Below are 25,154 nucleotides of genomic sequence, written 5' to 3'. Positions count from 1 at the left end.
CAAACGGATGAATATGGATACTCAATCAGTAGACCAAACCGTGTCCGCGATGGCAGATGTATTGGCAGAATACCTGAACCCTGAAGAGGTGCGGCTACTCACTCGCCAGTGGCAACAGTACTCAACAGTCTCTGTAAAAATGATGCAGCAATGCGTATTGGATGCGACGAGGCGCTATCCTGAGCTACAAGTATACAAGTCTGATATTCGTAAGAGTTTTTGGGACAAGATGCAGGCAGAAAATCTGCAAACAGCAGACAGCCGTGGTAAAGAAGTAACTAAAAAAACGCCCACGTCTGAAGTGGTGGAAGTGTTTTATACCGTGATGGAAACGCTGAGCAAGCAATTGACCGCATCAGAACGTCGCAGTCTGTTTCAAGATGTGCACCAAGCTGTCTCTCAAGAACGCACCTTTAAGGGGCATATTATCAATATGAGTCAGTTTTTAGAGGGCAGTCGTCCACTTGTGCCCGATGATGAATACCTGTTGAATAATGTGGTACAGCTTGTTTATGTGTGTCTGTGTGACATTGTAGGCCCCGTCGAAGCAGACGACATTTTGTTTCGAGCCGCTGAGATGGCTAAACAAAGCTATCCAAAAGCCGTCGTCGAAAAACTATTTTGATACGTCAATTGGGCACGTTACGAATACGTATAGAAGCGTATTCATAACGTGCCACACATTCAAACAAACCCTGAATCGGACAAAAATACTGTTAATTGTCTAGTAATTGAAAGGGGAAAGTCACTACGTCAAAGGCAAGCGCAAAAGGCAGTAAGATTAGTTTCTGCGCGGCATTGGTGCCACTTCGGTTGATTTGGTCTTGCTGCGTTTGTGTATAAAAGCTGACCGTATAAGGTTTGCTCAAAGCGCGATAATTTGACTGAATCATGCTTAAATTACTGACCTGCGGATAAATAGCACCTTTCACAGGAACACTAAAACAAAAGCGCTGTGCATCAATACGTTGATCACTGGCAGAGGTACAATCACGGCCATTATTTTGCAAAAAGAATTGATAGTCTGAACGCTTAAACTCATCTTTTAATTTGGCGTAAGACAGCTTCATTTCTCCTTGAAAGTAGCCATTATTATTGGGCACATCAAAACTCATGTCGTTATCAACTTGAATGTTCTTTGGCGTCAAATTGCTCAATAAGCTGACCATCTCCGTACCGCCTTGGGTCAACACATAGCTGTTTTTTTCACCGACGATGACCATGGTTGCATTAGGCGTTTTTGGTAGGGCTTGAGCAGGGCGACCAAAAGCCACAATCTGATCTTCAGACAAAATGGTTTTTGTCGTTTGAGTGCTGACTCGGCTATTGCTCTCTAACAACGAGCTGGTGGCACAGCCTGAGCTGGCAAGTAATGCGCTGAGTGCTGCGCCTATCACGACTATTTTTACATTCAACTGTGCTTGCAACGTCTTTTTATGTTTGTGGCTATCTGTTTTTTGCGGCTTATTAAAGGCAGGGTCTTTGTACTGGCTCATAGTAGGATTTCCTTATCGATACCGATGCTATCTGGTGAATGATGCTGATTGATGATGAATTTATAACTCGTTCGACATAATATCGATACATGGCAGGCTAGAGGCGACTGCGACACATTTTCCTTGCGTGCTGCGAATACAGAGGCTGCGAAAAATGCATCCCAGTCGCACTGCCGTGTTTTTATAGTGAATCGATTGTATGTCGTTTTGTGATCCAACTTTCGTTTACATCTTACTCTGTTTGATTGGGGTTTATCCACTCATCATTGACCACATTGAGCGATTATCTTTGATGATCACAGACTTATTTTTAATCGAGCAAAATTTTTGTGCCACTCTTAGTAAAATTCATCACAAACTGACTGGTAAAGTGACGCACGTTATTTTCATAAGTTAGTAAACCGCGCGTAAATTGATGGTAATCGTTCATGTTTTTGGCGTTTACCATCAGCATAAAATCGGCATCACCAGACACTTCATAGCAGCTCATGACTTGTGGCTGTGCATGCATCAAGCGCTCAAACCGATGCTGCATAGAGTTATTGGAGCGCGCCATCTCTATCATCACGACGGCCGTAAGCCCGTAGCCCACCTTATTAGGATCAACAATAGCGACTTGCTTGGTAATGACACCATTGCTGATCAGTAATTGAATGCGTCGTTGGGCCGTGGCAATAGACACATGAACCCGTTCTGCCACTGTTTTTAAGGGTAGCGTCGCATCATCTTGTAGCAAATTTAAAATCGCTTTGTCGATCGCATCCAAATTCTCACTCATCGTGTTTCCCTCAACATTATACTGTTGCAAATTTCCGTATCATTATAAGTTGTCACTATAAATCAAAAAATGATAAATAATTCAGATATCAGAAAAAATACAATAATTTTTCTCATTAATTTTTCTAGATAGAGAAATTTTATCTTAAAGCATTAGTAAAATAGATGTTAACAACCGATGCTGCTCTATAAAAGAACAGTTAGTTTTTTTACATCTATAGTCGATTTCATTTAAAAGAAGACAGTACTTCTGGGATAAATATTGCGAAGCCTCTGGAGTACGAAGGACACAGCAAGCGAGAAAAATGTATCCCAAAATAACGTTGCTTTGAACGCATCTCTTTTATGTGGAAATGACTATACTCAAACTTATGGTGCTTATATGTCTACCTCAATGCTATCGAATGTATTTGCCAATACAGTAGCAACCGCTGTTTCGCGTATGCCTTTGCCGACCATTTGGACAGCAGGTAGCATTCAACAACGTATCTTAATAATGGGCGTGATATTAGCAGTGCTATCCAATGTATTGTTTGGCGTACTTTATGCTTATAGCAGCTTTCTAGCGCCGTTATCAGGCACGCAAGTATTCATCTGGCGAATGCTTGCGATGTGGGCGGTGCTGATTGGGTATTTATGGGTGAGTGGCAGCTTTGGTCTACACATCAATAAGCTAAAAGCATTACGCACCGTAAAGCAATGGGCTTGGCTGCTGTTACCAACGCCGATCTTTCTCAGTCAACTTTGGTTGTTTGTATGGGCACCCGTGAATGGTCAAGGCGTCCAAACAGCGATGGGGTATTTTTTATTCCCATTAATGATGGTGATATTTGGGTGCGTCTTGTTTGGCGAAAAGTTGAGCCGTCTACAATGGCTGGCAGTGGCACTGGCGGTATTGGGCGTGAGCAGTGAGATTGTACGTACGCAAAGCGTGTCTTGGGCAACGCTGTGGGTGTGCGGTACGTATCCTATTTATTATATCTTGCGCCGTATGCAAGGTATCGGTGCCATCACTGGGTTGTTGGTTGATTTGACCATTTTTGCTCCCTTTGCTTTGGCGTATTTATTTTTCTTTGAGCCAAGTAGCTTAATGCTGGTGACAGGGTCAGGTTTTTTTATCGCGATGCTGGCAGGATTGGGACTGCTTAGTGTGTTGGCAATGAAAACCAACATTGATGCCAGCCAAATGCTACCAGTCAATGTTTATGGCATGATGAGCTATTTAGAGCCAGCATTGTTGTTTATTTTGGCCATAACGATATTGGGCAACCCTTTTGAATCGGCCATGATTTATAGTTATGGGTTGATTTGGCTTGGCATTGCTTGTTTGATTGTCCACGGTGTGCGTCAGTTCCGCCAAGCTCATAGAGACATACAAGTCACAAAAATGGCGGGAGTGGTGTAAAACATTAGAGAAACGCCCTAATCAATTGATCAAAAAAGGACGACTCACTATGAAGTGGATCCTCCTTTTTGCTGTCAACCAATCTGTTATAGAGTGACCTTAGGCTTTTGAATATCGCACTTTAGCCTAGATGCTGCTTAAAGCCGCGCTGCTTATCACGTTCCCAATCACGGTCTTTAAGAGTTTTTCGTTTGTCGTGCTGTTTTTTACCCAATGCTAAGCCAATTTGGCATTTTACCAGTGAGTTTTTCCAGTAGCAAGACAAGGGTACGCAGGCATAGCCTTTTTGATTGACCGCACCAAATAACTTTTCAATTTCGCGGCGATTGAGCAGCAGTTTACGGGTACGCATACTGTCAGGGCTGACGTGCGTTGAGCTGGATAGCAGCGGCTGAATATGCGCCCCAAATAAGAAAGCTTCGTTATTGCGAAAGATCACATAAGCTTCCGTGATGGTCATTTTCCCCGCACGAATCGCTTTGACTTCCCAACCTTGCAGCGCCAGACCAGCTTCAAATGCCTCTTCAATAAAGTACTCATGACGCGCCTTTTTATTGGCACAAATCTGATTGTCCGGTTTTTTTGATTTTTTTGACATAATTTCTCCATAAGAGCGCATAAAAATACAGCGCTCTTATCTAATCAATCCTACTAATTCCTCATGCTAATCCTAGCATCAAGCTTGTCTTTTGTTTGATGGATAAGACAGATGAGTCGAACCAAGTATTGTAGCAAAGCCGCTGATGAAAAGGTAAGTCAGCTGTTAGGACAAATGTAGCAGATAAGTATTAAGTTTGAGCAAAATTTGCTAGCATATGCCCTAATATTACCGAACTTATTAGTCACGCTATGAGCATTCCTACGTCTTCTGCCAATTCATCAAAGCTACACACCAAAATCTTGTATCCGGGTACTTTTGACCCCATTACTAACGGTCATGTGGACTTGGTCACGCGCGCCACCAAACTGTTCGATGAGGTGGTGATTGCCGTCGCCTCAGGTCATCATAAAAAACCGCTGTTTAATTTTGAGGAGCGCGTGTCTTTGGTCAAAACCGTATTTGCGGACTTGCCGCAAGTATCGGTGATTGGCTTTGAAGGACTGCTCGTCGATTTTATGCGCGAAAAAAACGCCACCGCCGTCTTACGCGGTTTGCGTGCCATGTCAGATTTTGAGTATGAGTTTCAGCTGGCCAATATGAACCGCGAGCTTGATGAAAATTTCGAAGCCGTCTTTTTGACGCCCTCTCAAAATTACTCCTTTATCTCATCGACCATGATTCGTGAAATTGCCAAGCTTGGCGGTGATGTGAATAAATTTGTCCCGCCCTGTGTCTCGCAAGCCTTTATTAAAAAGTTGAATCTTAAATAGATTGGATTACTAATATCTTTTGTACCTACTGTATTTAGCATCAACTATATGACAAACGATTTGAGCAAATTAAAAAGGAGCAGTTTATGGCGCTATTAATCACTGATGAATGCATCAATTGTGATGTCTGCGAGCCTGCCTGCCCGAATGAGGCGATTTCAGAAGGGGATGATATTTATGTCATTAACCCTGATTTGTGTACCGAATGTGTGGGTCATTTTGATGAGCCGCAATGCGTGGTGATTTGCCCTGTTGATTGTATTCCTCATGACCCAAACCATGTCGAAACCGAAAATGATTTGTTGGCCAAATATAAGCGTATCACTGGGCAATAAGTGATGGGCAAAATATCGCTAAGAGTAGATATAAAAAGTTTTAGGGACAAAACCATGACGACAGATGTACTTCAGTCAACGAGCGATTTTGATCAAAAGCACCTTTGGCACCCATACGCCAGCCTGCCAACGACTTACCGTAATATTGTGATTGACCATGCCGATGGGATTCATATTGTTACCCAAGATGGCACTCGCCTCATCGATGGTATGTCATCGTGGTGGGCGAGTGTTCACGGTTACAATCATCCCGCGCTCAATGAGGCAATTGTGCAACAGTTAGGCAAAATGGCGCATGTGATGTTTGGGGGTTTGACCCATCAACCAGCGATAGATTTGGGCAAAAAATTACTCTCGATTGTACCCACTGGACTTGAGGCGATATTTTATGCCGATAGTGGCAGTATTGCGGTTGAGGTCGCCCTAAAAATGGCATTGCAGTATCAAATTGCTGCCAATCGCCCTATTAAGCGGCAGTTTGCTTCAACGCATTCAGGTTATTACGGTGATACGTGGCACGCCATGAGTGTGTGCGACCCCGTGAATGGTATGCATAACTTGTATGGCAAACAATTACCAATGCAGCACTTTGTACCAGCGCCGCCACTCGGATTTGAGCGTGCTCTAACGACGGAGGATCGTACGGCGTTATCTCAGTTTTTTGCAGAACACGGCGCGCAGCTGGCAGGATTTATTATCGAGCCGATTATTCAGGGCGCAGGCGGCATGCGTTTTTATAGTCCTGAGTATTTGCAGCTATTGCGTCAGTTATGTGATGAGCATGACGTATTGTTGATTGCGGACGAGATTGCCACTGGTTTTGGTCGTAGCGGTAAGCTATTTGCTTGTGAACACGCTGATATCAGCCCTGATATTATGACGATTGGTAAGGCATTGACGGGTGGTTATATGACCTTTGCGGCAACTTTATGCACGCGCAAGGTTGCAGATACGATTCATTATAGTGACTATCCAGCGCTGATGCATGGACCGACCTTTATGGGCAATCCGCTCGCTTGTGCCGTCGCTTGTGCGTCGATTGACTTGATACTGTCTTATGATATCGAAACGCGTACCGCTAATATGCAACGCACGATGGAGCAACAATTATCCCCAGCTGCACTGCTAGCGGGTGTGGCCGAGGTACGTTGTTTGGGTGCAGTCGCTGTGATTGAGTTAGAAACAGCGGTCGATATGCCCATTTTTCAATCGTTGCTGATTGAGCATGGTATTTGGGTCAGACCATTTGGTAAGCTGGTATACATCATGCCGCCTTATATTATCACTGATGATGAGCTTATCACTTTGTGTCAGTCACTGTTAAAAGTGGTTCATACGTATTTAGAAAATCGAGGTCAACCATGAGTGTGTTATTTGTCTCTGGTATCGATACCGACATTGGCAAAACCTACGTAACAGGCTTGCTTGCTAAGGCGCTTATGCATCAAGATATAAACGTCATCACTCAAAAGCTAGTCCAAACGGGCGTCGCAGTCGATGAATGTAGCGGTGAGATGAGCATCGCCGATGATATTATCATGCATCGCCAATTAATGAGCCTGCCGTTACAGCCGTGTGATTTAGATTTTACCACTTGTCCTTACCGCTACGAAAAACCTGCATCACCGCATCTGTCCGCAAGATTGTCAAAGAAAACGCTTAATATCGAAATGATTACTGAAGCGACGCACTGCTTACAAGCGAATTACGATGTGGTTTTATTAGAAGGCGCAGGTGGTTTGCTTGTGCCGATTACAGAGCACCTACTCACCTTGGATTATATTGCTGAGCAAGGCTATCCTATCGTACTGGTTACGTCGGGGCGCTTGGGCAGTATCAATCATACGTTACTCAGTTTAGAAGCCATTACAGCACGCGGTTTATCTGTACATAGTGTTGTTTATAATCATATCCATGATGATACTAACAATACAGATTTTGAGATTGCCAATAGCACGATTGAGTTTCTTCAGCAGTATCTTAAACAGCACTATCCAGCCACGCATTGGTTACAAATACCTTATCTAAATGACGCTGTCCCCACTCATGCCGACACACTGATAGATGGTCATTGTTTAGCGTTACCGAAAGATTTTATTTAAATTTTTCTGTTCGTGTCAAAAATAAACCAAAAAGAAATTCCCAGCCAAGCATGAGGTTTGTTATACTAGCGCGCTTGGTAGACTAGGCAATCGCCGCTGCACACTGGCAACAGATGAAGCAGGGGAGGAAAGTCCGGGCTACATAGGGCAGCGTGCCAGCTAACGGCTGGGCAGGGTAACTTGACGACCAGTGCAGCAGAGAGGAGACCGCCTTTGGTATCTTAGATATCATCGGTAAGGGTGAAAGGGTGCGGTAAGAGCGCACCGCGTGAATGGCAACATCTCACGGCATGGTAAACTCCACGCGTAGCAAGACCAAATAGGCATCGGCATGGCGCGGCCCGCGTTCGATGCGGGTAGGTTGCTTGAGCGTATCAGCGATGATACGCCTAGAGGAATGATTGTCCACGACAGAACCCGGCTTATCGGTTTACCAAACCTTTTTTATCGTTCGTAGTAGTAATACTTGCAGTTAATTTGAATGAAAATTCAGTTTTTTGCAAAAAATGCTTTTTAGGGGTTGACGAGAGTCAGCAGCTTGGGCATAATGTGCAGCCTAAAACGGCGATGTAGCTCAGCTGGTTAGAGCGCATGACTCATAATCGTGAGGTCAAGAGTTCAAGTCTCTTCATCGCCACCATATTCAGTAGTATTAAAAAAACCAATCCTTTGTGATTGGTTTTTTTTTGGCTTGAGTAAATGCGAAAGATGAAGATAAGCTAGGAAAGAAATAGGCTTAAATTCAACGAAATAGAAGCGAGTTCCCTACTGCTTTCTTGCTAAATCATAGGTTTATCTGTTTAGAAACAGATTAATTGTTGTAACTTATGTCCCGCTTACTTATCATAGGGACTGTTTTCGGTAAAGTCCTGTAACGTCATGTCTGTTCAACTACCCCCATATCGTCCTATCAAGCATCGCAGTGGCCTCAAAGTCATGGGTGCAGCATTCCACGCTTTGCTCATGCGTGAGCTGCAAACGCGCTTTGGTGGCTATCGACTGGGTTATTTATGGGCGCCGCTAGAAGTTGTATTGCAAGTACTTATTTTCTTGATCATATTTGGGGCTATTCGCGAGCGTTTGGTACCGGGAATGGACTTTTCTTTGTTTTTAGTTGTCGGAATGGTGCCATTTCGTATGTTCCAAAGAATAGCTGTAAGAGCACTAAACGCAGTTGATGCAAACAAAGGTTTGTTGATGTATCGCTCAATTAGACATATTGATGTCATTATTGCTCGCTCATTCTTAGAATTAGTTATTTACTTTTTTACATCCATATTATTATTGGTTGGACTGGCCTTCTTTAATATCTATGCAAATCTAGAGAATTTACATATTGTTCTATTTTGCTGGTTGACGTTATTCATATTCAGCTTCGGTGTCGCATTGATTATGATGGTTATTGGGTATTATGGTGGCGAGATTAGTAAAGTTATCACGATATTTTTTACTATATTATACTTTCTATCAGGTATTATTTATCCCATCCATGTCATTCCTGAGCCTTATTTCAGCTACCTGCTTTATAATCCTTTTATCCACAATATTGAATTGATGCGCCATGCATTTGCCCCTAACTATCCTGCTTATCATATTGATATGGGCTATTTTTTGAAATGGATGTTTGCAGTCAATTTTTTAGGGTTATTGCTTTATAAGTATGCAGAACGTGATATGTTGCGTTCTCGCTAGATGTGATTATATAAAATAAACGAAAAGGTAAATAAATGATTGAAATTAGAAATGTTTCTAAGTCATTTATGACCAAGAAAGGTCGGCACTATTTATTTAAAGATTTAAATCTGACCATTGGTGATAGACAAAGTGTGGGCTTATTAGGTCGTAATGGTGCGGGCAAATCAACGTTATTGCGTATCATATGCGGACTTGATCAACCAGATCATGGTGAAATCATTACTGATTCGACGATTTCTTGGCCAGTAGGAGTAGCAGGCGGTTTCCAGGGAAGCCTGACTGGTAGACAAAACGTCCGTTTTGTCTGTCGTCTATATTCAAGTGGCCCTTATATCGATGAAAAAATTAAATTTGTTGAAGAGTTTGCTGATATTGGTAATTATTTTGATATGCCAGTTAAAAGCTACTCGTCTGGTATGAAAGCACGTCTAACCTTTGGGTTAAGTTTGGCCTTTGATTTCGACTACTATATGCTTGATGAAGCAGGGGCCGTTGGTGATGCCGCTTTTCGTAAGCGCAGCGAAGAGATTTTGGCGGCACGCCGTGCACAAGCAGGATTTTTAATCGTGTCGCACAATATTGGTGATATTAGGCGCAACTGCGACATTGGTATTGTACTAATGGATCAAACAGCACACGTCTTTGACGATACAACAGAAGCGATTGAGGTTTATGAAAAGCATATCCACAAAGCAAAAAAGTAAGGTAATCAACTTCTCGCTGTTTATCGGCTTGGTAATACTACCTTGGGCACTCGTGATATTTTATGTCATGACAATTGCGCACCCGCGTTTTATCTCGACTGCCGATGTGGTGGTAAAGCAGGTAAGCGATACCAGTGTGCCTTCTGGTGGTGGTTTATCAGCTCTGCTTGGTGTTAATAGTACCAGCAAAGAAGATGCAACCTATCTGACTGAATACATTTTATCCAATGATATGGTAAAGCGACTTGATAATAAATTTAAGTTCCGAGAAGCGTACCATGTAGATGGTTCGGACCCGATTAATGAGATCGATCCTGATGCCACGCAAGAAGAGTTACTTGAGTACTTTAAAAAACGCGTTCATATCAATTTAGATGAACAAAGTTACGTGCTTTCAGTGTCAACAGAAGCCTTTGATTCAAGGTATGCTTTTGAGCTTAACAAAACGATTTTAAATGAGTCTGAACAGTTCGTAAACCGTATCTCTCAGGAAGTTGCGCGCGATCAGCTTGTGTTTGCAGAAACCCAATTGGATGAATCGCAAGAGCGACTTAATGATGCCAAAGAGCAATTATTAAAGTATCAGAACGAAAATGAGATTTATGATCCAGAATCGAATGCTCAGATTGTTAATCAACTAATAGGCAGCTTGCAAGCGCAGCTTAGCTCGTTACGTACAGAAGAGCGACAACTATTGAGTTATTTGAATCCAGATGCACCGCAAGTCGTGTCATTGAGAAGTCAAATTAAAGCGGTTGAAGAACAAATTGCTCAAGAGCAAACCAAGCTGACCTCACCAAATACCACTAAATTGAACCGTCAAGCAGTACAGTTTGAGACCATCAAAGCCGATGTTGATTTTGCGACCGAGCTCTATAAGCTGTCCTTATCTTCACTTGAAAAGGCACGTTTAGAAGCTTTCAAGAAAATGAAAAACTTGATTGTTATCTCAACTCCTTATGAAGCTGAAGAAGCAACCTATCCACGTCGTGCTTATATAATTTGGACATCGCTCGCTTTACTCTTGATGCTTTATGGATTTGTGCGCTTAGTGATGGCAGTTGTCCGTGATCATCGCAGCTAGTTTGGATAAAACAGATATCAGTAATGATCGAGAGATCAGCAAAGGAATATGACGCATGAATATGAAACCACGTGCTATCGTGACAATGATAAGTTTGGCAACGGCAGCGATGAGTATGCCGGTCATGGCAGCCACCAGTTATGCTGATCAGATATCAGGCTCTGGCTTTGGTACTAGCAATAATAATATGAGTCAGGACCAAAATCGCAATAATGTTAATGTTTCAACACAAGCATTTGCAGGCGGTGTACCCGGTCAAGCAACTACACAAGAAGCAGTTAATGCGGCAAGCTTGCCAAGCCAATCGGTCATCAATACCACGCGTCCTTATCAAGATATTAATACGCAAGACATGATGTTTGGTGAGCAGCTATTTCGCGGTGCATTCTCAACCACGTCAGGCTCCACTTTTAATGATAGCTATGTGATTAACCCTGGTGATAATGTGCAAGTGCGCATGTGGGGCGCTTATCAATATGCGGCAACGATGACCGTTGATCCACAGGGTAATATTTTCTTACCAAACGTTGGACCCGTGCGTATCTCTGGTGTACAGAATGGTAGCTTGCAAAATGTGGTCAAAAACGCTGTTAGCCAAATTTATCGTTCAAACGTAGGCGTCTATGCATCTCTAGAGCAAGCGCAACCTGTGAAAGTGTTCGTCACAGGGTTTGTCAAGCAGCCAGGATATTATGGTGGACTTGCAGCAGATTCAGTCTTGTCTTATTTGGATAGAGCTGGCGGTGTTGACCCAACGCGTGGTAGCTATATTGATATTCAAATCAAACGCAATGGTCAGATGCTACAACAAGTTAATCTATATGATTTCCTACTTGCAGGTAAATTGCAGGCATTTTCATTTCGTGATGGCGATGTGATTACAGTAGCGCCGCAGAAAAAAACGTTTGCAGTAAGCGGACAAGTTCAAAATGAATATACGTTTGAGTTTGACGTGAATGATTTGACCATCGGGGATGTGCTACAAGTCGCTAACCCAGCAGCCAATGCGACCAATGTCAGTATTACTCGTAGTGCAGGGCGTGCGCAAACCGCAGAATATTATTCTCTTGCCGATGCACAAAACGTTCCTGTTTATAATGGCGATCAAATGGTTGTGACCTCAGATCGTTACGCTGGCACAATCGCTGTACAGGTGCAAGGTGCTCATACGGGTAACGGCGCAATGGTGGTACCATATGGTGCTCGCCTCAAAGATATCATTCCACAATTACAGCCGAGCCCGCTCGCCAAGCTGACACAACTGACCATTTATCGTGAATCTGTTGCTGAGCAACAAAAACGCATGATTAATGAGTCGCTTGATCGTTTAGAAGAGCTAACGCTTGCTACGCAGTCTACAACCCGTGAAGAAGCAGCGCTTCGTCAGGATGATGCTAACTTGGTCAAACAATTTGTGGCCAAAGCTCGTAATGTAGAGACTGATGGTCGCATTGTGGTCGTGCCGAACTCATGGCAGGATATTATCCTGCAACAAGGCGATATCATCGAGATACCAGCGCAAACCTCAATCATTACTGTGAATGGTCAAGTGCGAGCACAGGGCGCGCTTACCTTTAACCCAGATTATACTGTTGGAGACTACATTGCCAATTCTGGTGGTTTCTCTGATAATGCTGATACCAAAGAGATCTTAATTATTCATCAAAACGGTGCTAGTGAAGTGGTCAATACTGCTTACCGTATCCAGCAGGGTGATGAGATTATGGTATTGCCAAAAGTCAAAACCAAGCGCGTAGAAATCACTCGTGGTCTATCGCAGATTGTTTATCAGTTGGCTATTGCAGCTAAAGTGGTGTTAGATCTATAACAATTACTAGCGATAATGTAGATTGACGCAGTATTAGTAAGTAAGACAGGGACTAATAATGACAAAAATGGTAGCAGATGAAAGTAAAGTAGAGGTAGCTACCTCTGATAATGCACAGTTTTTGTCATCGCCTGAGCATTTGGTACCTAAGCGCCTAGCAGTCATTGGCAAGGGCATGAGTCGTAATAATCAATTGCTATCTCAAGTACTGCAAGCGGATATCCAGCGATGGTATCCGTGGTCAAGTTTACAGCAAAGAATACCGTATGTTCCAATGAGACAACCCAATGCTTTTATCGGTTGGGGTCATAAAAAAAGCTATCAACGAGCCAATAAGACTGCTGTTAAGCAAAATCTGGCTACTTTGAGTATTGAAGATGGTTTTTTGCGCTCGTTAGATTCAGGTATCAGCAGTCGTCATGGATTGAGTGTGGTTGTCGATGATGTGGGTATTTATTTTGATTTGACAAAAACCTCATACCTAGAGCAACTTATCATTACTCGTACTAAAAGCGATGCCAACTCTGAGCAACGTTCACAAGATGATCGCCATGCTCAGCAGTTGATGTCTCGTATATGTAATGAGAGACTGAGTAAATACAATGCAGTCATGGACTGTCCATCATTAGATGAGTGGGTGGATAAAGAGAGTACCACTACGGTACAAAACGCTTCCAAATCCCACGTCTTACTCATTGATCAAGTGGCAGGCGATGCTTCTGTTCAAGGGGCTGGTGCAAATAAAGGCCAGTTTAGACGCATGTTAAAATCTGCTTGTCGCAATCATCCGCATGCACATATTTGGATAAAAGCCCATCCTGCCGCAAAAACTGGCTATCTGACCAATTTAAAGCTGCCCAAAAACGTTCGAGTCTTAAGTCAAGCACTCAATCCAATTGCATTATTAGCGCAGGTAGATCACGTTTATACGGTCAGCTCTCATATGGGCTTTGAAGCATTGATGCTTGGCAAAACAGTGCATTGTTTTGGCGTCAATTGGTATAGCGGTTGGGGTCTGACTGATGATAAGGGCGCACCAAAACGTCTGCTAAAAACCGTCCAGCAGCGTCGTCAGGGTATTGCAAAGACGTTACTAGGTAAGAAAAAACTATCACATCCAACTTTATTCCCTGTTAATAAAGTTGATACGACATTAGAAACCTTATTTTATAGCGCTTATATAGATTACAGCCGATACGTTGATCCAGCGACGAGACAGGCCTGTGACATCGAGACCGCGATTGAGTGGCTGGTCACTAATCGCCACTGGCAAGCGTGTCTTGACAGTCATTTCACCATATATGAGTTCAGTCGTTGGAAGCTTCCCTTTGTCAAAGCTTTTGTTGATTTACCACGTACAACATTGTTTGTTAAACCCAAACCACGTCTGAAAAACATATTGCATCCAGACCATCTTCGCGTCAACTATGACCAGCCGCTGTTAGTCTGGGGCTTAGCCAAACGTCAGCAATTACAAGAAAAACTACGAAGTAAACTTATCTGTCCGCCTACAATTTATTGCATGGAAGACGGATTTATCCGCTCAAATGGCTTGGGCGCGACGTTGTTGGCGCCCTTGTCGGTGGTGATTGATAAACAAGGCATCTATTATGATGCGACCCAGCCATCAGATTTAGAAACCTTACTGCGTCAATGTAAAGCATTAAGCCCTAAGCAAAAAACACGCGTCCAAACACTACAAAACAAATTATTGACTCAGCGAGTGAGTAAATACAATGTTGGGACTAGTACCAATAACTTACCCAGTCCTTGGATGCAAGAAGCCAAGCTATCTGGAAAACGTCGTATTTTGATTATTGGTCAAGTAGAAGATGATTTGTCAGTGCAGTATTGTGGATCAGCTATAAAGACCAATAGTGGCTTGATTGAGCGGGTTTGCAGGGACAATCCTGATGCATACTTAATTTATAAACCGCATCCCGATGTGGAGGCAGGACTACGAGCAGGTAAGGTCACAGAATCTTGTTTGCGTCAGGTGCAAGCAGTTGCGTATGATACTGCCATGCCTGATTGTTTGGAATGCGTCGATGAGATTCATACTATCAGCTCATTGACTGGTTTTGAAGCCTTGCTGCGCGGTCTAAACGTGACCTGCTATGGCTTGCCTTTTTATGCAGGGTGGGGACTAACAACAGATATTGATGCGCATCTAACGCCAAAAGACATGTATCTACAAAGACGCACACGAGACACTATGTTGACGCTTGAGCAGTTGCTGTATTGTGCTTTGATTCGTTATCCATTATACCGTCTGCCTAATGGCTATGGTCTTGCGCAAGTAGAACAAGTGATTGATTATTTATATCCGCTTGCAGACACTTCTAATGAAACCTTGCAAGTTGAAAAAACCAGTAAAAGAATACGTTCAGTGTCTTCATCGACATCGATGATATCAACTTTATCTGCTGCTGTTAATCCTACAGAGATCAAACGTCTCGCCACCACACGTTTTATGCAGCAACGTCATCGCTGGCAGCAGCGCCTACGTAAAATGTCTCGTTAATCTTATCTATCTGAGTCCTAGAAATCCATTGCGACAAGCAGGGGTTTTTTCGGTATAATCAACCACTTGGCACTTTTGTGCGTGCTCGCAATGCAGAGCCACACCCTTTTTTATCCTTCAGTTAATGGTAATTGATTCCTATGGCAGCTTCGATGTCTCACTTACTTACTCATCGACATGTCTTGCTGTTACAGGGAAAGATGGGCGGGTTTTTTAACCGTTTTTCGACATTTTTACAAACTCAAGATATTAAAGTCAGCAAAATTAATTTTAATGCTGGTGATGCGTTCTTTTATCATCATCCCAATACGTATGAATATACAGACACATTGGCACAATTTTCTGCTTGGTTACAAGCTTTTATTGAAAAGCATAACATTGATGCCGTGGTCTGTTTTGGGGATTGTCGCCCGCACCATACACAAGCAGGCTGTGTGAGTGAGCAGTTAGGTATCTCGTTTTTTGTATTTGAAGAAGGGTATTTGCGTCCTGACTATATTACCTTGCAAGAATATGGGATTAATGGTTACTCACGTTTGAATACCGCTGACATCAAGGCGCTCAAAAAAGCCAATGACCATCCTATTTATACTCACAATCGTTTTTATCGTTTGAGTATTGCCGCCATTGTTTATTATATCGTTGCTTGGATATACAAAAGCCGTTATCCGCATTATTCGCATTATCGTGGTATGACCGCATGGCAAGAGGCCATCGCTTGGCTAAAGGCCCCTTGGCGTAAATTGAGAGGGTATTTCCCAGATAAAAAACTGCAAAGTATGCTAATCACGCAAGAGAGCGACAATTATTTTCTAATCAGTTTACAAGTGCACAATGACTCTCAGATTACTCACCACAGTGATTATCGTGATGTGGTGCAGTTTATCGATGATTCTATTGCCAGTTTTGCCAAGCATGCTGATCAAAAACAACTGCTTGTTTTCAAGCATCATCCATTAGATCGTGGGCATCGCGACTATCGTGAGTTGGTGTCTAGCTTGTCAGAGCGTTACCAAGTAGGCAATCGCGTTTTTTATGGGTGTGATATGCACCTGCCAACGCTCATGAAGCATAGTATTGGCATGGTGACCATCAATAGTACGACAGGTCTACAATCGGTCTATCATAAAAAACCGACTAAGGTTATGGGGCGCGCCATTTATGATACGCCCAAACTCATAGACCAAAAGGCGCTCAAAGATTTTTGGCAACGACCTGAGAGTCCGGACAATGAGTTTTATCTGCGATTTCGTGAGTATCTGATCGAGCAAACACAGCTTAATGGTGCTTTTTATGGTCGATCGCCATGGATGTATAAATACTTACAGCAAGATGAAAATAACGCTATAGAGCTCTCTGAAACGAAGACACCCCACTAGTTGATTTATCATCAATTGTGGCTAGTAGACATCGCACTAGAAATGAATCAAGCTTTGATAAGTGTCGTACTTTCTGTCTTTACTGTTTCTCGCTTGTCACTTCACCTGTTAATCGCATCTCTCATAATAAAATCGCCTTACTTTGCAGTGGAAAACTGCTAGAATACCCTTTGGTTTTATTTTTCTATCACCCTTAATTTAGTAGGCGCTTTGTGACTGCATTAGCCAATATTCGTAACTTCTCAATCATTGCCCACATTGATCATGGTAAGTCGACGCTTGCCGATCGTTTTATTCAAATGTGCGGTGCCTTGCAAGATCGCGAGATGCAGGCGCAAGTGCTCGACTCCATGGATATTGAGCGTGAGCGCGGCATCACTATCAAAGCGCAGTCGGTTACTTTGTTTTATGACCATCCTAATGGTGAGCGCTATCAGCTCAACTTTATTGATACGCCAGGACACGTCGACTTTTCTTATGAAGTATCACGCTCACTAGCGGCTTGCGAAGGTGCCTTGCTGGTGGTTGATGCAGCACAAGGGGTGGAAGCGCAGTCTGTGGCCAACTGCTATACGGCAGTCGATCAGGGCTTAGAAGTCATGGCAGTACTCAATAAAATTGATTTGCCGCAAGTTGAACCTGAGCGCGTCATTCAAGAGATCGAAGACATCATTGGTATTGATGCTGTGGATGCCCCGCGAGTATCGGCCAAATCTGGTTTGGGCGTGGATAAGCTATTAGAAGCCTTGGTTGAATTTATTCCAGCACCAACAGGTGACCGCGAAGCACCGCTGCAAGCACTGATCATTGATTCTTGGTTTGACAGCTATTTGGGTGTTGTCTCTTTAGTACGTGTGCGTCAAGGAACCGTCAGAAAAGGCGATAAAATTTATATCAAATCGACCAAAGAGGCGCATCCAGTTAGCTCTATCGGTGTCTTTACACCAAAACCTTTAGATACAGGGGTTTTAGAAGCGGGTGAAGTTGGTTTTATTATCGCGGGTATCAAAGACATTGCTGGGGCACCAGTTGGGGATACGATTACGCATTCTAAAACGCCTGATGTTGAGCGTATTCCGGGTTTCAAACAGATCACCCCGCAAGTATATGCTGGCATGTTCCCAGTAGATTCCAATGACTTTGAAAAATTCCGTGAAGCGTTACAAAAACTACAGATCAACGATGCGTCACTATTTTTTGAACCGGATACGTCTGATGCATTGGGTTTTGGTTTCCGCTGTGGCTTCTTAGGCATGCTGCACATGGAAATTATCCAAGAGCGCCTAGAGCGCGAGTATGATTTGGATTTGATTACTACTGCACCGTCAGTTATCTATGAGATTGAAAAGAAAAATGGCGAGGTAATTCATATTGATAACCCGTCAAGATTGCCTGAGCCGAACAACATCGAAGAATTCCGTGAACCAATTGCGCGTTGTCAGATTTTAGTGCCACAAGATTACTTGGGTAATGTCATGACGTTGTGTATCGAGCGCCGCGGCGTACAAGTTGATATGCGCTTTATGGGCAAGCAGGTTCAGCTGGTTTTCGATATTCCGATGGGTGAAGTCGTCATGGATTTCTTTGACCGCCTAAAATCTGTCTCTCGTGGTTTTGCCTCATTGGACTATAACTTTGAGCGTTATCAAGTGGACAGATTGGTCAAAGTCGATGTACTCATCAATGGTGATAAGGTCGATGCATTGGCAATGATTGTTCATCAGGATCAAGCACGTTTTCGTGGCAACCAGTTAGTCATTAAGATGAAAGAGTTGATTCCGCGCCAGATGTTTGATGTGGCGATTCAAGCAGCGATTGGTAGTCAGATTATTGGTCGCAGTACCGTAAAAGCAATGCGTAAAGACGTACTGGCCAAGTGCTATGGCGGTGATGTGTCACGTAAGAAAAAACTGTTGTCTAAGCAAAAAGCAGGTAAGAAACGTATGAAGCAAGTGGGTAATGTAGAAATCCCACAAGAAGCGTTCTTAGCCGTGTTGAAAGCAGACAGTTAAGGATTAACAGCCGGTAGCTAATCGCAAAAATTCCTATTATTCGGTTTTTTTACATATGGGTTTTTTGCATAGTAGTATGTTAAATATAGTGGGTCTTATCGTTAAAGCAGCAGAGCAAGCTGTTCATTAATAGGCAATTTGGTATGGATTTTGATTTTAATTTAATTTTAGTGCCGTTGACGATAGGCTTAGGTATTATTTGGCTGTTGGACAAATTGGCGCTTAAACAGCGTAAGACGCGTGGGCATGGCAAAGAAAGCTTATTGGTACGCTGGGCTTATGATTTCTTTCCTGTATTGGCAGTGGTATTGATAGTACGCTCGTTTTTGATTGAGCCTTTTAATATTCCTTCCTCTTCTATGGTACCAACGTTATATACAGGTGATTTCATTGCTGTCAATAAGTATGCTTACGGCGTGCGACTGCCGCTAACTTATAATAAAGTGTTAGATACGGGTGAACCCGAACATGGTGATGTGGCTGTATTTCGCTATCCTGAAAATCCTAGTATTTATTATATCAAGCGCGTTATTGGTTTACCGGGTGATACCGTCAGCTATAACCAAGGCACTTTATCTATTAATGATGTACCCGTTGAAACCAAACCCATAGATTTTGCTGCAAATGCTGAGTTGACGTCACAGCTGTATTTGCCAGGGCAAGCAGGTCCAGGACAAGTACTGACAGAAGAAAGTGCCGCTACTATGGGTCAACAGGAAGAAGATGTGGCGCAGTACTTTCAAGAAACACAAGGCGATAATACACATCTGGTACGTTATCTGAATGGCATGAATAGTGCTCAGTACGCACCCTTTTTACAACAGCAAGCACCAGAAGTCATTGATTCAGAAGGTACTGAATGGCGTATCAATGTACCAGAAGGCCACTATTTTGTTATGGGTGACAACCGTGATCGAAGTGCCGATGGCAGGTTCTGGGGCTTTGTACCTGACGAGAATCTGGCTGGTAAAGCTGTTTATATCTGGATGCATAAACCACCAGGGTTAAACTTACCTACCTTTGAACGCAATGGTTCTATCAATTAATGAGTGCAAGAGTCTCTATTGTTTGATTTACCAATAATAGTTTTATGCTAATATTATGACTATTTAATGAATAGCTACTTTTAGTATTCAGATTTTTTAAACAAACGCTAGTATCAATTGTTATTGACCAGTAGAGGGCTAGGGTAATGCAACAGTTATCTGGATTGGCGACGCAGCGCGGTGCAAGTGTGACAAGCATTGTTTTGACTATTATCCTTTTAGGCGTTGCGATCAAACTGATGATTGCGATCATACCCGCTCAAATTGGTGATTATCAATTGACAAAAACATTAAGCTCCCAGCTTAGAGAAGCAAACAATAACAACGAGACCACCAAGCAGTTCATTGAACGTGTTGATAAACAGCTATCTATCAATGCTGATTATGACACCAAGGCTGAAGATGTCATTATTTTTACTGATAAGAAAGCAGGGCAACTGGCTATTCGTAAGCAGTATGCCGTGACCAATAATTTTTTCGGTAATGTTGATATCCTCAATCGCTTCGAAGGCGATATCGATATGGCAACCACCAAATAGCTTAATCATTTTTTAACTTGCTCAATAAGACTTAAATTTCCTTTATAGAATCAATCACTACATACCATTATTTAATCAATCAGTAACACAGAAGGGATAACCATAAGCCACGCATGAAACCAACTTCGCAACATTCCCAAGCGGTTCCTATTCCCCAAAAAAATAGCACGTCTGTCGATACGCTTGTTGTTAGCTCAGAATTTATTCAACGGTTAGCGGTATTAACGCGTAAGTTGGGTTATGTCTTTAACGATTTGAGTCTCCCCAAACTTGCATTGACGCATCGATCGTTTGATAGCAAAAAAAACTACGAGCGTTTAGAGTTTTTGGGCGATGCACTTTTAGGAATGATCGTAGGAGAAGCTTTATACCACCGTTATCCTGGTCAGAATGAAGGGCGTCTGACACGTATGCGTGCGACTTTAGTACGCCAAGAGTCATTGGTGATTATTGCCCAAAATTTAGAGCTTTCTAATCATCTGATATTGGGTGTTGGTGAGCGTAAGGGTGGCGGTCGTAACCGTGCTTCTATACTGGCTGATGCAGTAGAATCTTTGATTGGTGCTATTTATTTAGACAGTCAAGATATGGACATCACGCGTAATTGTGTTCTTTCTTGGTATGGTGATTTGATTGATAGTGTGAACGATCAAAAGGCGTTAAAAGATGCCAAGAGTCGGCTGCAAGAATGGCTACAGTCTAAGCAGTTTGATTTGCCAACTTATGAGCTGATGGAAACTCGAGGTAATGCGCCAAATCAAATTTTTGTCGTGCGTTGTCATGTCAATATCCAAAATTGTACTGATATTACAGAGTCTGGTGAAAGCCGCCGTATCGCTGAACAAAAAGCGGCAGAGCTTATGATCAATCAATTACATAAATTACCAAATTCAGCCAAAAAGCGTTCGTAGTTTTTATGAGATTTACTATAAATCTAAGATTATGATACCTTTTTTAAAAATTATTTTAACAAGTACTTACTCTGCTTATCTTAGAGATTGCTTGTTCTAAAACCTTATCTATTTTCCAGCTGATACTGGTTTCGCTTTTTAGAGCTGACCTAACCATACTGCTTTCTGCTGGTTATAAACCCTATAGGATTAACTATGCACAATCATACTGATTTGCCACCGAACAATGAAGATAGTGCCAACGATATGACCGAAGATACACATATGACGCCAAAGCAAGTAGACCAAGACAGTGCTGATACCTTGAACGAAGATTTCGCATCAGAGAATGATTTGGCGATTGAAGAGTTCTTTGCACCAAGCAGTCATACGCGCATCGCTGACAATTTTAAGGCTGGTTATGTTGCCATCGTTGGACGTCCAAACGTTGGTAAATCGACCCTGATGAATCATTTGTTGGGTCAGAAATTGTCTATTACTTCACGTAAACCGCAAACCACCCGTCACCGTATTCATGGCATCTTATCCAATCATGAGATGCAAGCCGTGTTTGTTGATACACCAGGTATTCATCGTAATGAAGTGCGTGCTATTAATGAGCGCATGAATAAAGCGGCTGTCTCTGCGTTAGTAGACGTTGATTTGGTGCTATTTGTGGTTGACTCGGACCAATGGCGTGACGATGATCTATTGACGTTGCAAAAGCTTGGTGATACAGACTTGACCGTGGTACTGGTGATCAATAAATCAGATACGTTAAAAGACAAAGGCAGTGTGTTGCCGCTTATTGAGACCTTTAATGACAGCTTTGATTTCGCTGATATCGTACCAGTCTCAGCGCTGAAAAATCAAAACTTAGATCGTCTGCAAGAAGTGATTGCGTCTCATCTGCCAGTCGCTGATCCTATTTACGACACAGAGCAAATCACTGACCGCTCAGAACGATTTTTGGCCAGTGAAATTATTCGCGAAAAGATCATGCGCAGTGCCGGTGATGAAGTGCCTTATGATTTGACCGTACAGATTGATGCTTTTAAAGATGAACCGGCCCATGTTGATCCAAAAACTGGTCGCCCGCGTAAGGCTTGTACTTTTATTGATGCCACTATCTATGTAGAACGTGGTGGTCAAAAAGCCATTATTATTGGCGACAAAGGTCAGCGTATCAAGCAAGTTGGTATGGATGCTCGTAAAGACATGGAACAACTTTTTGATAAAAAAATCATGCTGACGCTTTGGGTAAAAGTGAAGCGTGGCTGGTCTGATGACGAACGTGCATTAACAAGTCTTGGTTACTGATAGAACGATTATAATAGCCTTGCGCCAGTCAATTTAATATACGCAAGGCTCAATGCTGAGGTAATCAAAAATGCGTAATGAAGCGCTAGTCGGTTATTTATTACATCAGCGCCCTTATCAAGAAAAGCGTGCCTTATATTATTTGTTTTCTCAGCAACATGGTGTGATCCACGGAGTGGGGAAAAAAGGCGCGCCACTATTTATGCCTTTGCAGCTTTTTGCGACAGGCAAACGTGATCTGAAAACATTCAGTCAAATCGGTATTGCATCGAATAATCCTTCTCAGGTCAAAACAACGACGGAAGAAGAGGCTGTTATAAGCTCATTGCCTTACGAAAACATCACTGGTCAACATCAATATTCGGCATTGTATTTAAATGAAATACTATGGCGACTGTTGCCGACTGAAGACCCAATGCCAGTATTATGGCAGCATTATCAAAACAGCTTACAACAACTCAGACAGCCTTTGAGTGCCAATGAGCTGCGTTTGTGTCTGCGCCAGTTCGAACAGCACTTATTTAATGAATTGGGTTTTACCTTGGCGTTGACTCATGATAGCGTCCAGAACCCTATTGAGGCCGATAGTTCTTATCGGTTTTTGCCTGATGTGGGTTTAATGCCTGTTTTACAAAATACGGCGCAATCTGAAAATTTAGAGAGTTCGACAAGCCAAAGCATTTTTATAGGCAGTAATATTATAGCGATGGCGCAGTTGGGCATTACTGAAACCACGCTTAATCAATGGTCAAAACTACATCGTTATCTTATTGATCATTTGCTTGATTATCAGCCGCTGCAAAGCCGTTTATTATGGCAACAGCAGCAGCGTTATCAATAAGAATTTTATCATTACTAACCTAGCTTATGCCTCAAAATAAAAATAGTGGTAGTAGGGCAGTTTTTAATTTCTCCTAAATATAAAGCTTGCTGAAAAATTTATACCAGTAAAAATTACTTATAAGTCAACTGGGCATCATTATCAAAAGGATTTCTTATGACCAATACATCATTAGAGTCATCGAACAGCACGCAAAAAAAACCTTTGTTGGGCGTCAACATTGACCATGTTGCTACATTACGTCAAGCGCGAGGTGTGAGTTACCCAAGTCCTTTGGATGCCGCTCTATTGTGTGAAAAAGCAGGAGCAGACGGCATTACCATACACCTGCGTGAAGATCGCCGTCATATTCAAGATTCAGACGTCTATGAGATAGCAGAGCAATTAACGACTAGAATGAATTTAGAAATGGCGGCAACGACTGAAATGCTAGCGATTGCTTGTCAGGTCAAACCATTTTGGGTCTGTCTGGTACCAGAAAAGCGGGCAGAGCTGACAACAGAAGGGGGGCTCGATGTTGCAGGGCAGGTCACTGGATTAACAGAATACATTCGCACCTTACAGACCGTAGGTACGAAAGTTTCCTTGTTCATTGATCCAGATGACACACAAATCTCTGCCGCCATCAGCTGTGGGGCAGATGCTATTGAGCTACATACTGGCGCTTATGCTGAAGTATGTTTGACAGAGGATACGGGCGCTCAAAATGCTGAGCTAAAGCGGATCAAGCAAGCCGTTGCCTTTGCTCAAAGTATGGATCATAAACTTCTGGTGAATGCAGGTCATGGTCTGACACGTGATAATGTTAAAGCAATCGCACAAATTGAAGGTATTTACGAGCTGAACATCGGGCATGCGCTTATCGCTGATGCTATATTCGTAGGCATTGAACAAGCTGTTGTTTTGATGAAAAACGCTATGCACGAAGACAACTAATGATAGGGTTGATCGGTTTTAGTTATCATCGCAGTGAGTAGGATAGTTTTCATTAAGTTTTTGTTTGACAATGCCTGATTGGTTGAATGATATAAGATACATTGCTTTATTATAAGTAACCGTTGGACAATACTTAATGTGACCAAAATGACCTCTAGGAGTGCCACTATCGCCCCAGAATTTGGTGTAGTGGCGCCTATTGCCTACTCGTAAGCTTAGCGTACTGTATTTAAGGTTTAACGATTGCTGATTTATTAACACATCTACTTGAGCATCATAATTTTTACTGTTACTTCTATCTATAAATACCAAAAGCATTGTGCCACCATCTCTTTGGCAGTGTCCTTCTTCAGTAGATAGACACACAAGCACATCCTCTTTCCTGATATAACTTTCTGCTTTTGCTAATGCGAGTGAACGCTTTACCTGACTTTGAATACGCTTGGCTTCCATACTTGCTAGTTTTGTTTGTACCGCAGGTGCTGCCATAGTCACTAAAATTGCTAATATAGCCACGGTAATGATGAGTTCAACAAGGGTAAAACCTTGCTTGGCAATATGGTTCGCGATGTCCTTACTTACGATTACTTCCTTCTTATGTCTCGTTATCTTATTAAAAACAGTATTTCTTCGAAACAGAACAAAGTAAACCATAGGGCAGATCAGCTTATTAAAGAGAAGAGAGATAATGACAGTCAGTTTTCTATAAGGTAAACGTCTCTTATAAAGTGGTTTCATAAAATAACGTTATCTGTAATAAATCATTTGATTTAACAGCCCAGTTTGAATTATTAGGTAGATATTGGATTTTAATGAAATAATGTTGGCTTTTTAATTATAAACAGAATATATGTCTACTGTCAAAAAATG

The 25,154-nt window shown here is 42.4% G+C and carries 23 protein-coding genes, 1 tRNA gene and 1 other RNA gene; 21 read left to right on the top strand and 4 right to left on the bottom strand.

Going from position 1 to position 25,154, the window contains the following annotated elements; translation table 11 throughout:
• Window positions 1-7: 7 nt before the first annotated feature.
• A complete protein-coding gene (locus tag CIK80_RS05235; RefSeq protein ID WP_095569109.1) occupies window positions 8-625 on the top strand; it encodes a hypothetical protein in 618 nt (205 codons plus the stop codon).
• A 91-nt stretch (window positions 626-716) separates the two neighbouring features.
• On the opposite strand, the gene CIK80_RS05230 is transcribed toward CIK80_RS05235, so the two are convergent.
• Both CIK80_RS05230 and CIK80_RS05225 read right to left on the bottom strand, forming a co-directional pair.
• Entirely contained in the window at window positions 717-1,496 is a 780-nt protein-coding gene (locus CIK80_RS05230; RefSeq protein ID WP_257011687.1) for a hypothetical protein, read from the bottom strand.
• A 310-nt stretch (window positions 1,497-1,806) separates the two neighbouring features.
• Complete coding sequence (locus CIK80_RS05225; RefSeq protein WP_095569108.1) at window positions 1,807-2,274, bottom strand: Lrp/AsnC family transcriptional regulator; 468 nt, start codon at window positions 2,272-2,274, stop codon at window positions 1,807-1,809.
• Between the two features lie 381 nt (window positions 2,275-2,655).
• Here CIK80_RS05225 and rarD point away from each other — a divergent pair, with 381 nt between their 5' ends.
• Window positions 2,656-3,678 (top strand): EamA family transporter RarD, encoded by a 1,023-nt coding sequence (gene rarD / locus CIK80_RS05220; protein WP_095569107.1) that lies wholly within the window; start codon window positions 2,656-2,658, stop codon window positions 3,676-3,678.
• A 121-nt stretch (window positions 3,679-3,799) separates the two neighbouring features.
• On the opposite strand, the gene smpB is transcribed toward rarD, so the two are convergent.
• Window positions 3,800-4,276, bottom strand: coding sequence for an SsrA-binding protein SmpB (gene smpB, locus CIK80_RS05215; RefSeq protein ID WP_062843801.1), 477 nt, complete (start codon window positions 4,274-4,276; stop codon window positions 3,800-3,802).
• Between the two features lie 251 nt (window positions 4,277-4,527).
• Here smpB and coaD point away from each other — a divergent pair, with 251 nt between their 5' ends.
• The 19 genes from coaD (at window position 4,528) to pdxJ (ending at window position 24,284) form a co-directional block, all read left to right on the top strand.
• Window positions 4,528-5,049 (top strand): pantetheine-phosphate adenylyltransferase, encoded by a 522-nt coding sequence (coaD, locus tag CIK80_RS05210; RefSeq protein ID WP_095569106.1) that lies wholly within the window; start codon window positions 4,528-4,530, stop codon window positions 5,047-5,049.
• 86 nt (window positions 5,050-5,135) lie between these two features.
• The gene (locus CIK80_RS05205) at window positions 5,136-5,384 is read left to right on the top strand and encodes a YfhL family 4Fe-4S dicluster ferredoxin (protein ID WP_087042101.1); all 249 of its coding nucleotides are present in this window, start codon (window positions 5,136-5,138) and stop codon (window positions 5,382-5,384) included.
• Between the two features lie 54 nt (window positions 5,385-5,438).
• The gene (bioA, locus tag CIK80_RS05200) at window positions 5,439-6,749 is read left to right on the top strand and encodes an adenosylmethionine--8-amino-7-oxononanoate transaminase (RefSeq protein ID WP_095569105.1); all 1,311 of its coding nucleotides are present in this window, start codon (window positions 5,439-5,441) and stop codon (window positions 6,747-6,749) included.
• Window positions 6,746-7,486, top strand: coding sequence for a dethiobiotin synthase (gene bioD / locus CIK80_RS05195; protein ID WP_095569104.1), 741 nt, complete (start codon window positions 6,746-6,748; stop codon window positions 7,484-7,486). Before bioA ends, bioD begins: the two co-directional genes overlap by 4 nt.
• 74 nt (window positions 7,487-7,560) lie before the next feature.
• An RNA gene (rnpB, locus tag CIK80_RS05190) (RNase P RNA component class A) lies at window positions 7,561-7,927 on the top strand.
• A 122-nt stretch (window positions 7,928-8,049) separates the two neighbouring features.
• Window positions 8,050-8,126, top strand: a tRNA-Met gene (locus CIK80_RS05185).
• 239 nt (window positions 8,127-8,365) lie between these two features.
• Entirely contained in the window at window positions 8,366-9,178 is an 813-nt protein-coding gene (locus CIK80_RS05180; protein WP_095569103.1) for an ABC transporter permease, read from the top strand.
• A gap of 35 nt (window positions 9,179-9,213) precedes the next feature.
• Window positions 9,214-9,885, top strand: coding sequence for an ABC transporter ATP-binding protein (locus CIK80_RS05175; protein ID WP_095569102.1), 672 nt, complete (start codon window positions 9,214-9,216; stop codon window positions 9,883-9,885).
• Window positions 9,854-10,969, top strand: coding sequence for a capsule biosynthesis protein (locus CIK80_RS05170; protein WP_095569101.1), 1,116 nt, complete (start codon window positions 9,854-9,856; stop codon window positions 10,967-10,969). The genes CIK80_RS05175 and CIK80_RS05170 overlap by 32 nt, the downstream gene beginning before the upstream one ends.
• A 55-nt stretch (window positions 10,970-11,024) precedes the next feature.
• Window positions 11,025-12,797 (top strand): polysaccharide biosynthesis/export family protein, encoded by a 1,773-nt coding sequence (locus CIK80_RS05165; protein ID WP_095569100.1) that lies wholly within the window; start codon window positions 11,025-11,027, stop codon window positions 12,795-12,797.
• A gap of 58 nt (window positions 12,798-12,855) precedes the next feature.
• Window positions 12,856-15,321 carry a capsular polysaccharide biosynthesis protein gene (locus CIK80_RS05160; RefSeq protein WP_095569099.1) on the top strand — a complete coding sequence of 822 codons (2,466 nt, stop codon included), beginning with the start codon at window positions 12,856-12,858 and terminating at the stop codon, window positions 15,319-15,321.
• 140 nt (window positions 15,322-15,461) lie between these two features.
• Window positions 15,462-16,700: a capsular biosynthesis protein gene (locus tag CIK80_RS05155; RefSeq protein WP_179288325.1), complete on the top strand. Its 1,239-nt coding sequence runs from the start codon at window positions 15,462-15,464 to the stop codon at window positions 16,698-16,700.
• Window positions 16,701-16,912: 212 nt separating this feature from the next.
• Window positions 16,913-18,712 (top strand): translation elongation factor 4, encoded by a 1,800-nt coding sequence (gene lepA / locus CIK80_RS05150; protein WP_062843811.1) that lies wholly within the window; start codon window positions 16,913-16,915, stop codon window positions 18,710-18,712.
• A 143-nt stretch (window positions 18,713-18,855) separates the two neighbouring features.
• The gene (lepB, locus tag CIK80_RS05145; protein ID WP_095569097.1) at window positions 18,856-19,758 is read left to right on the top strand and encodes a signal peptidase I; all 903 of its coding nucleotides are present in this window, start codon (window positions 18,856-18,858) and stop codon (window positions 19,756-19,758) included.
• A gap of 146 nt (window positions 19,759-19,904) precedes the next feature.
• Window positions 19,905-20,297 carry a DUF4845 domain-containing protein gene (locus CIK80_RS05140; protein ID WP_095569096.1) on the top strand — a complete coding sequence of 131 codons (393 nt, stop codon included), beginning with the start codon at window positions 19,905-19,907 and terminating at the stop codon, window positions 20,295-20,297.
• A 113-nt stretch (window positions 20,298-20,410) separates the two neighbouring features.
• Window positions 20,411-21,208, top strand: a complete 798-nt coding sequence (gene rnc, locus CIK80_RS05135; protein ID WP_062843814.1) for a ribonuclease III — start codon at window positions 20,411-20,413, stop codon at window positions 21,206-21,208.
• Window positions 21,209-21,403: 195 nt separating this feature from the next.
• Window positions 21,404-22,507 carry a GTPase Era gene (gene era, locus CIK80_RS05130; RefSeq protein WP_257011686.1) on the top strand — a complete coding sequence of 368 codons (1,104 nt, stop codon included), beginning with the start codon at window positions 21,404-21,406 and terminating at the stop codon, window positions 22,505-22,507.
• A 70-nt stretch (window positions 22,508-22,577) separates the two neighbouring features.
• Window positions 22,578-23,348, top strand: coding sequence for a DNA repair protein RecO C-terminal domain-containing protein (locus CIK80_RS05125; RefSeq protein ID WP_095569095.1), 771 nt, complete (start codon window positions 22,578-22,580; stop codon window positions 23,346-23,348).
• Window positions 23,349-23,504: 156 nt separating this feature from the next.
• The gene (gene pdxJ, locus CIK80_RS05120; protein WP_095569094.1) at window positions 23,505-24,284 is read left to right on the top strand and encodes a pyridoxine 5'-phosphate synthase; all 780 of its coding nucleotides are present in this window, start codon (window positions 23,505-23,507) and stop codon (window positions 24,282-24,284) included.
• Between the two features lie 18 nt (window positions 24,285-24,302).
• Here the strand turns inward: pdxJ and CIK80_RS05115 are convergent, their stop codons facing one another.
• Window positions 24,303-25,022 carry a prepilin-type N-terminal cleavage/methylation domain-containing protein gene (locus tag CIK80_RS05115; protein WP_257011685.1) on the bottom strand — a complete coding sequence of 240 codons (720 nt, stop codon included), beginning with the start codon at window positions 25,020-25,022 and terminating at the stop codon, window positions 24,303-24,305.
• Window positions 25,023-25,154 lie beyond the last annotated feature (132 nt).

Origin of the sequence: Psychrobacter sp. JB193, from assembly GCF_002285555.1 — a bacterium.
Taxonomy (GTDB): domain Bacteria; phylum Pseudomonadota; class Gammaproteobacteria; order Pseudomonadales; family Moraxellaceae; genus Psychrobacter; species Psychrobacter alimentarius.
This window is presented reverse-complemented; position numbering and strand designations above follow the sequence as displayed.

Coding starts and splice junctions, on each gene's coding strand:
- CIK80_RS05235 (WP_095569109.1), top strand. CDS start 8: ATGAATATGGATACTCAATCAGTAGACCAAACCGTGTCCGCGATGGCA.
- CIK80_RS05230 (WP_257011687.1), bottom strand. CDS start 1,496: ATGAGCCAGTACAAAGACCCTGCCTTTAATAAGCCGCAAAAAACAGAT.
- CIK80_RS05225 (WP_095569108.1), bottom strand. CDS start 2,274: ATGAGTGAGAATTTGGATGCGATCGACAAAGCGATTTTAAATTTGCTA.
- rarD (WP_095569107.1), top strand. CDS start 2,656: ATGTCTACCTCAATGCTATCGAATGTATTTGCCAATACAGTAGCAACC.
- smpB (WP_062843801.1), bottom strand. CDS start 4,276: ATGTCAAAAAAATCAAAAAAACCGGACAATCAGATTTGTGCCAATAAA.
- coaD (WP_095569106.1), top strand. CDS start 4,528: ATGAGCATTCCTACGTCTTCTGCCAATTCATCAAAGCTACACACCAAA.
- CIK80_RS05205 (WP_087042101.1), top strand. CDS start 5,136: ATGGCGCTATTAATCACTGATGAATGCATCAATTGTGATGTCTGCGAG.
- bioA (WP_095569105.1), top strand. CDS start 5,439: ATGACGACAGATGTACTTCAGTCAACGAGCGATTTTGATCAAAAGCAC.
- bioD (WP_095569104.1), top strand. CDS start 6,746: ATGAGTGTGTTATTTGTCTCTGGTATCGATACCGACATTGGCAAAACC.
- CIK80_RS05180 (WP_095569103.1), top strand. CDS start 8,366: ATGTCTGTTCAACTACCCCCATATCGTCCTATCAAGCATCGCAGTGGC.
- CIK80_RS05175 (WP_095569102.1), top strand. CDS start 9,214: ATGATTGAAATTAGAAATGTTTCTAAGTCATTTATGACCAAGAAAGGT.
- CIK80_RS05170 (WP_095569101.1), top strand. CDS start 9,854: ATGAAAAGCATATCCACAAAGCAAAAAAGTAAGGTAATCAACTTCTCG.
- CIK80_RS05165 (WP_095569100.1), top strand. CDS start 11,025: ATGAATATGAAACCACGTGCTATCGTGACAATGATAAGTTTGGCAACG.
- CIK80_RS05160 (WP_095569099.1), top strand. CDS start 12,856: ATGACAAAAATGGTAGCAGATGAAAGTAAAGTAGAGGTAGCTACCTCT.
- CIK80_RS05155 (WP_179288325.1), top strand. CDS start 15,462: ATGGCAGCTTCGATGTCTCACTTACTTACTCATCGACATGTCTTGCTG.
- lepB (WP_095569097.1), top strand. CDS start 18,856: ATGGATTTTGATTTTAATTTAATTTTAGTGCCGTTGACGATAGGCTTA.
- CIK80_RS05140 (WP_095569096.1), top strand. CDS start 19,905: ATGCAACAGTTATCTGGATTGGCGACGCAGCGCGGTGCAAGTGTGACA.
- rnc (WP_062843814.1), top strand. CDS start 20,411: ATGAAACCAACTTCGCAACATTCCCAAGCGGTTCCTATTCCCCAAAAA.
- era (WP_257011686.1), top strand. CDS start 21,404: ATGCACAATCATACTGATTTGCCACCGAACAATGAAGATAGTGCCAAC.
- CIK80_RS05125 (WP_095569095.1), top strand. CDS start 22,578: ATGCGTAATGAAGCGCTAGTCGGTTATTTATTACATCAGCGCCCTTAT.
- pdxJ (WP_095569094.1), top strand. CDS start 23,505: ATGACCAATACATCATTAGAGTCATCGAACAGCACGCAAAAAAAACCT.
- CIK80_RS05115 (WP_257011685.1), bottom strand. CDS start 25,022: ATGAAACCACTTTATAAGAGACGTTTACCTTATAGAAAACTGACTGTC.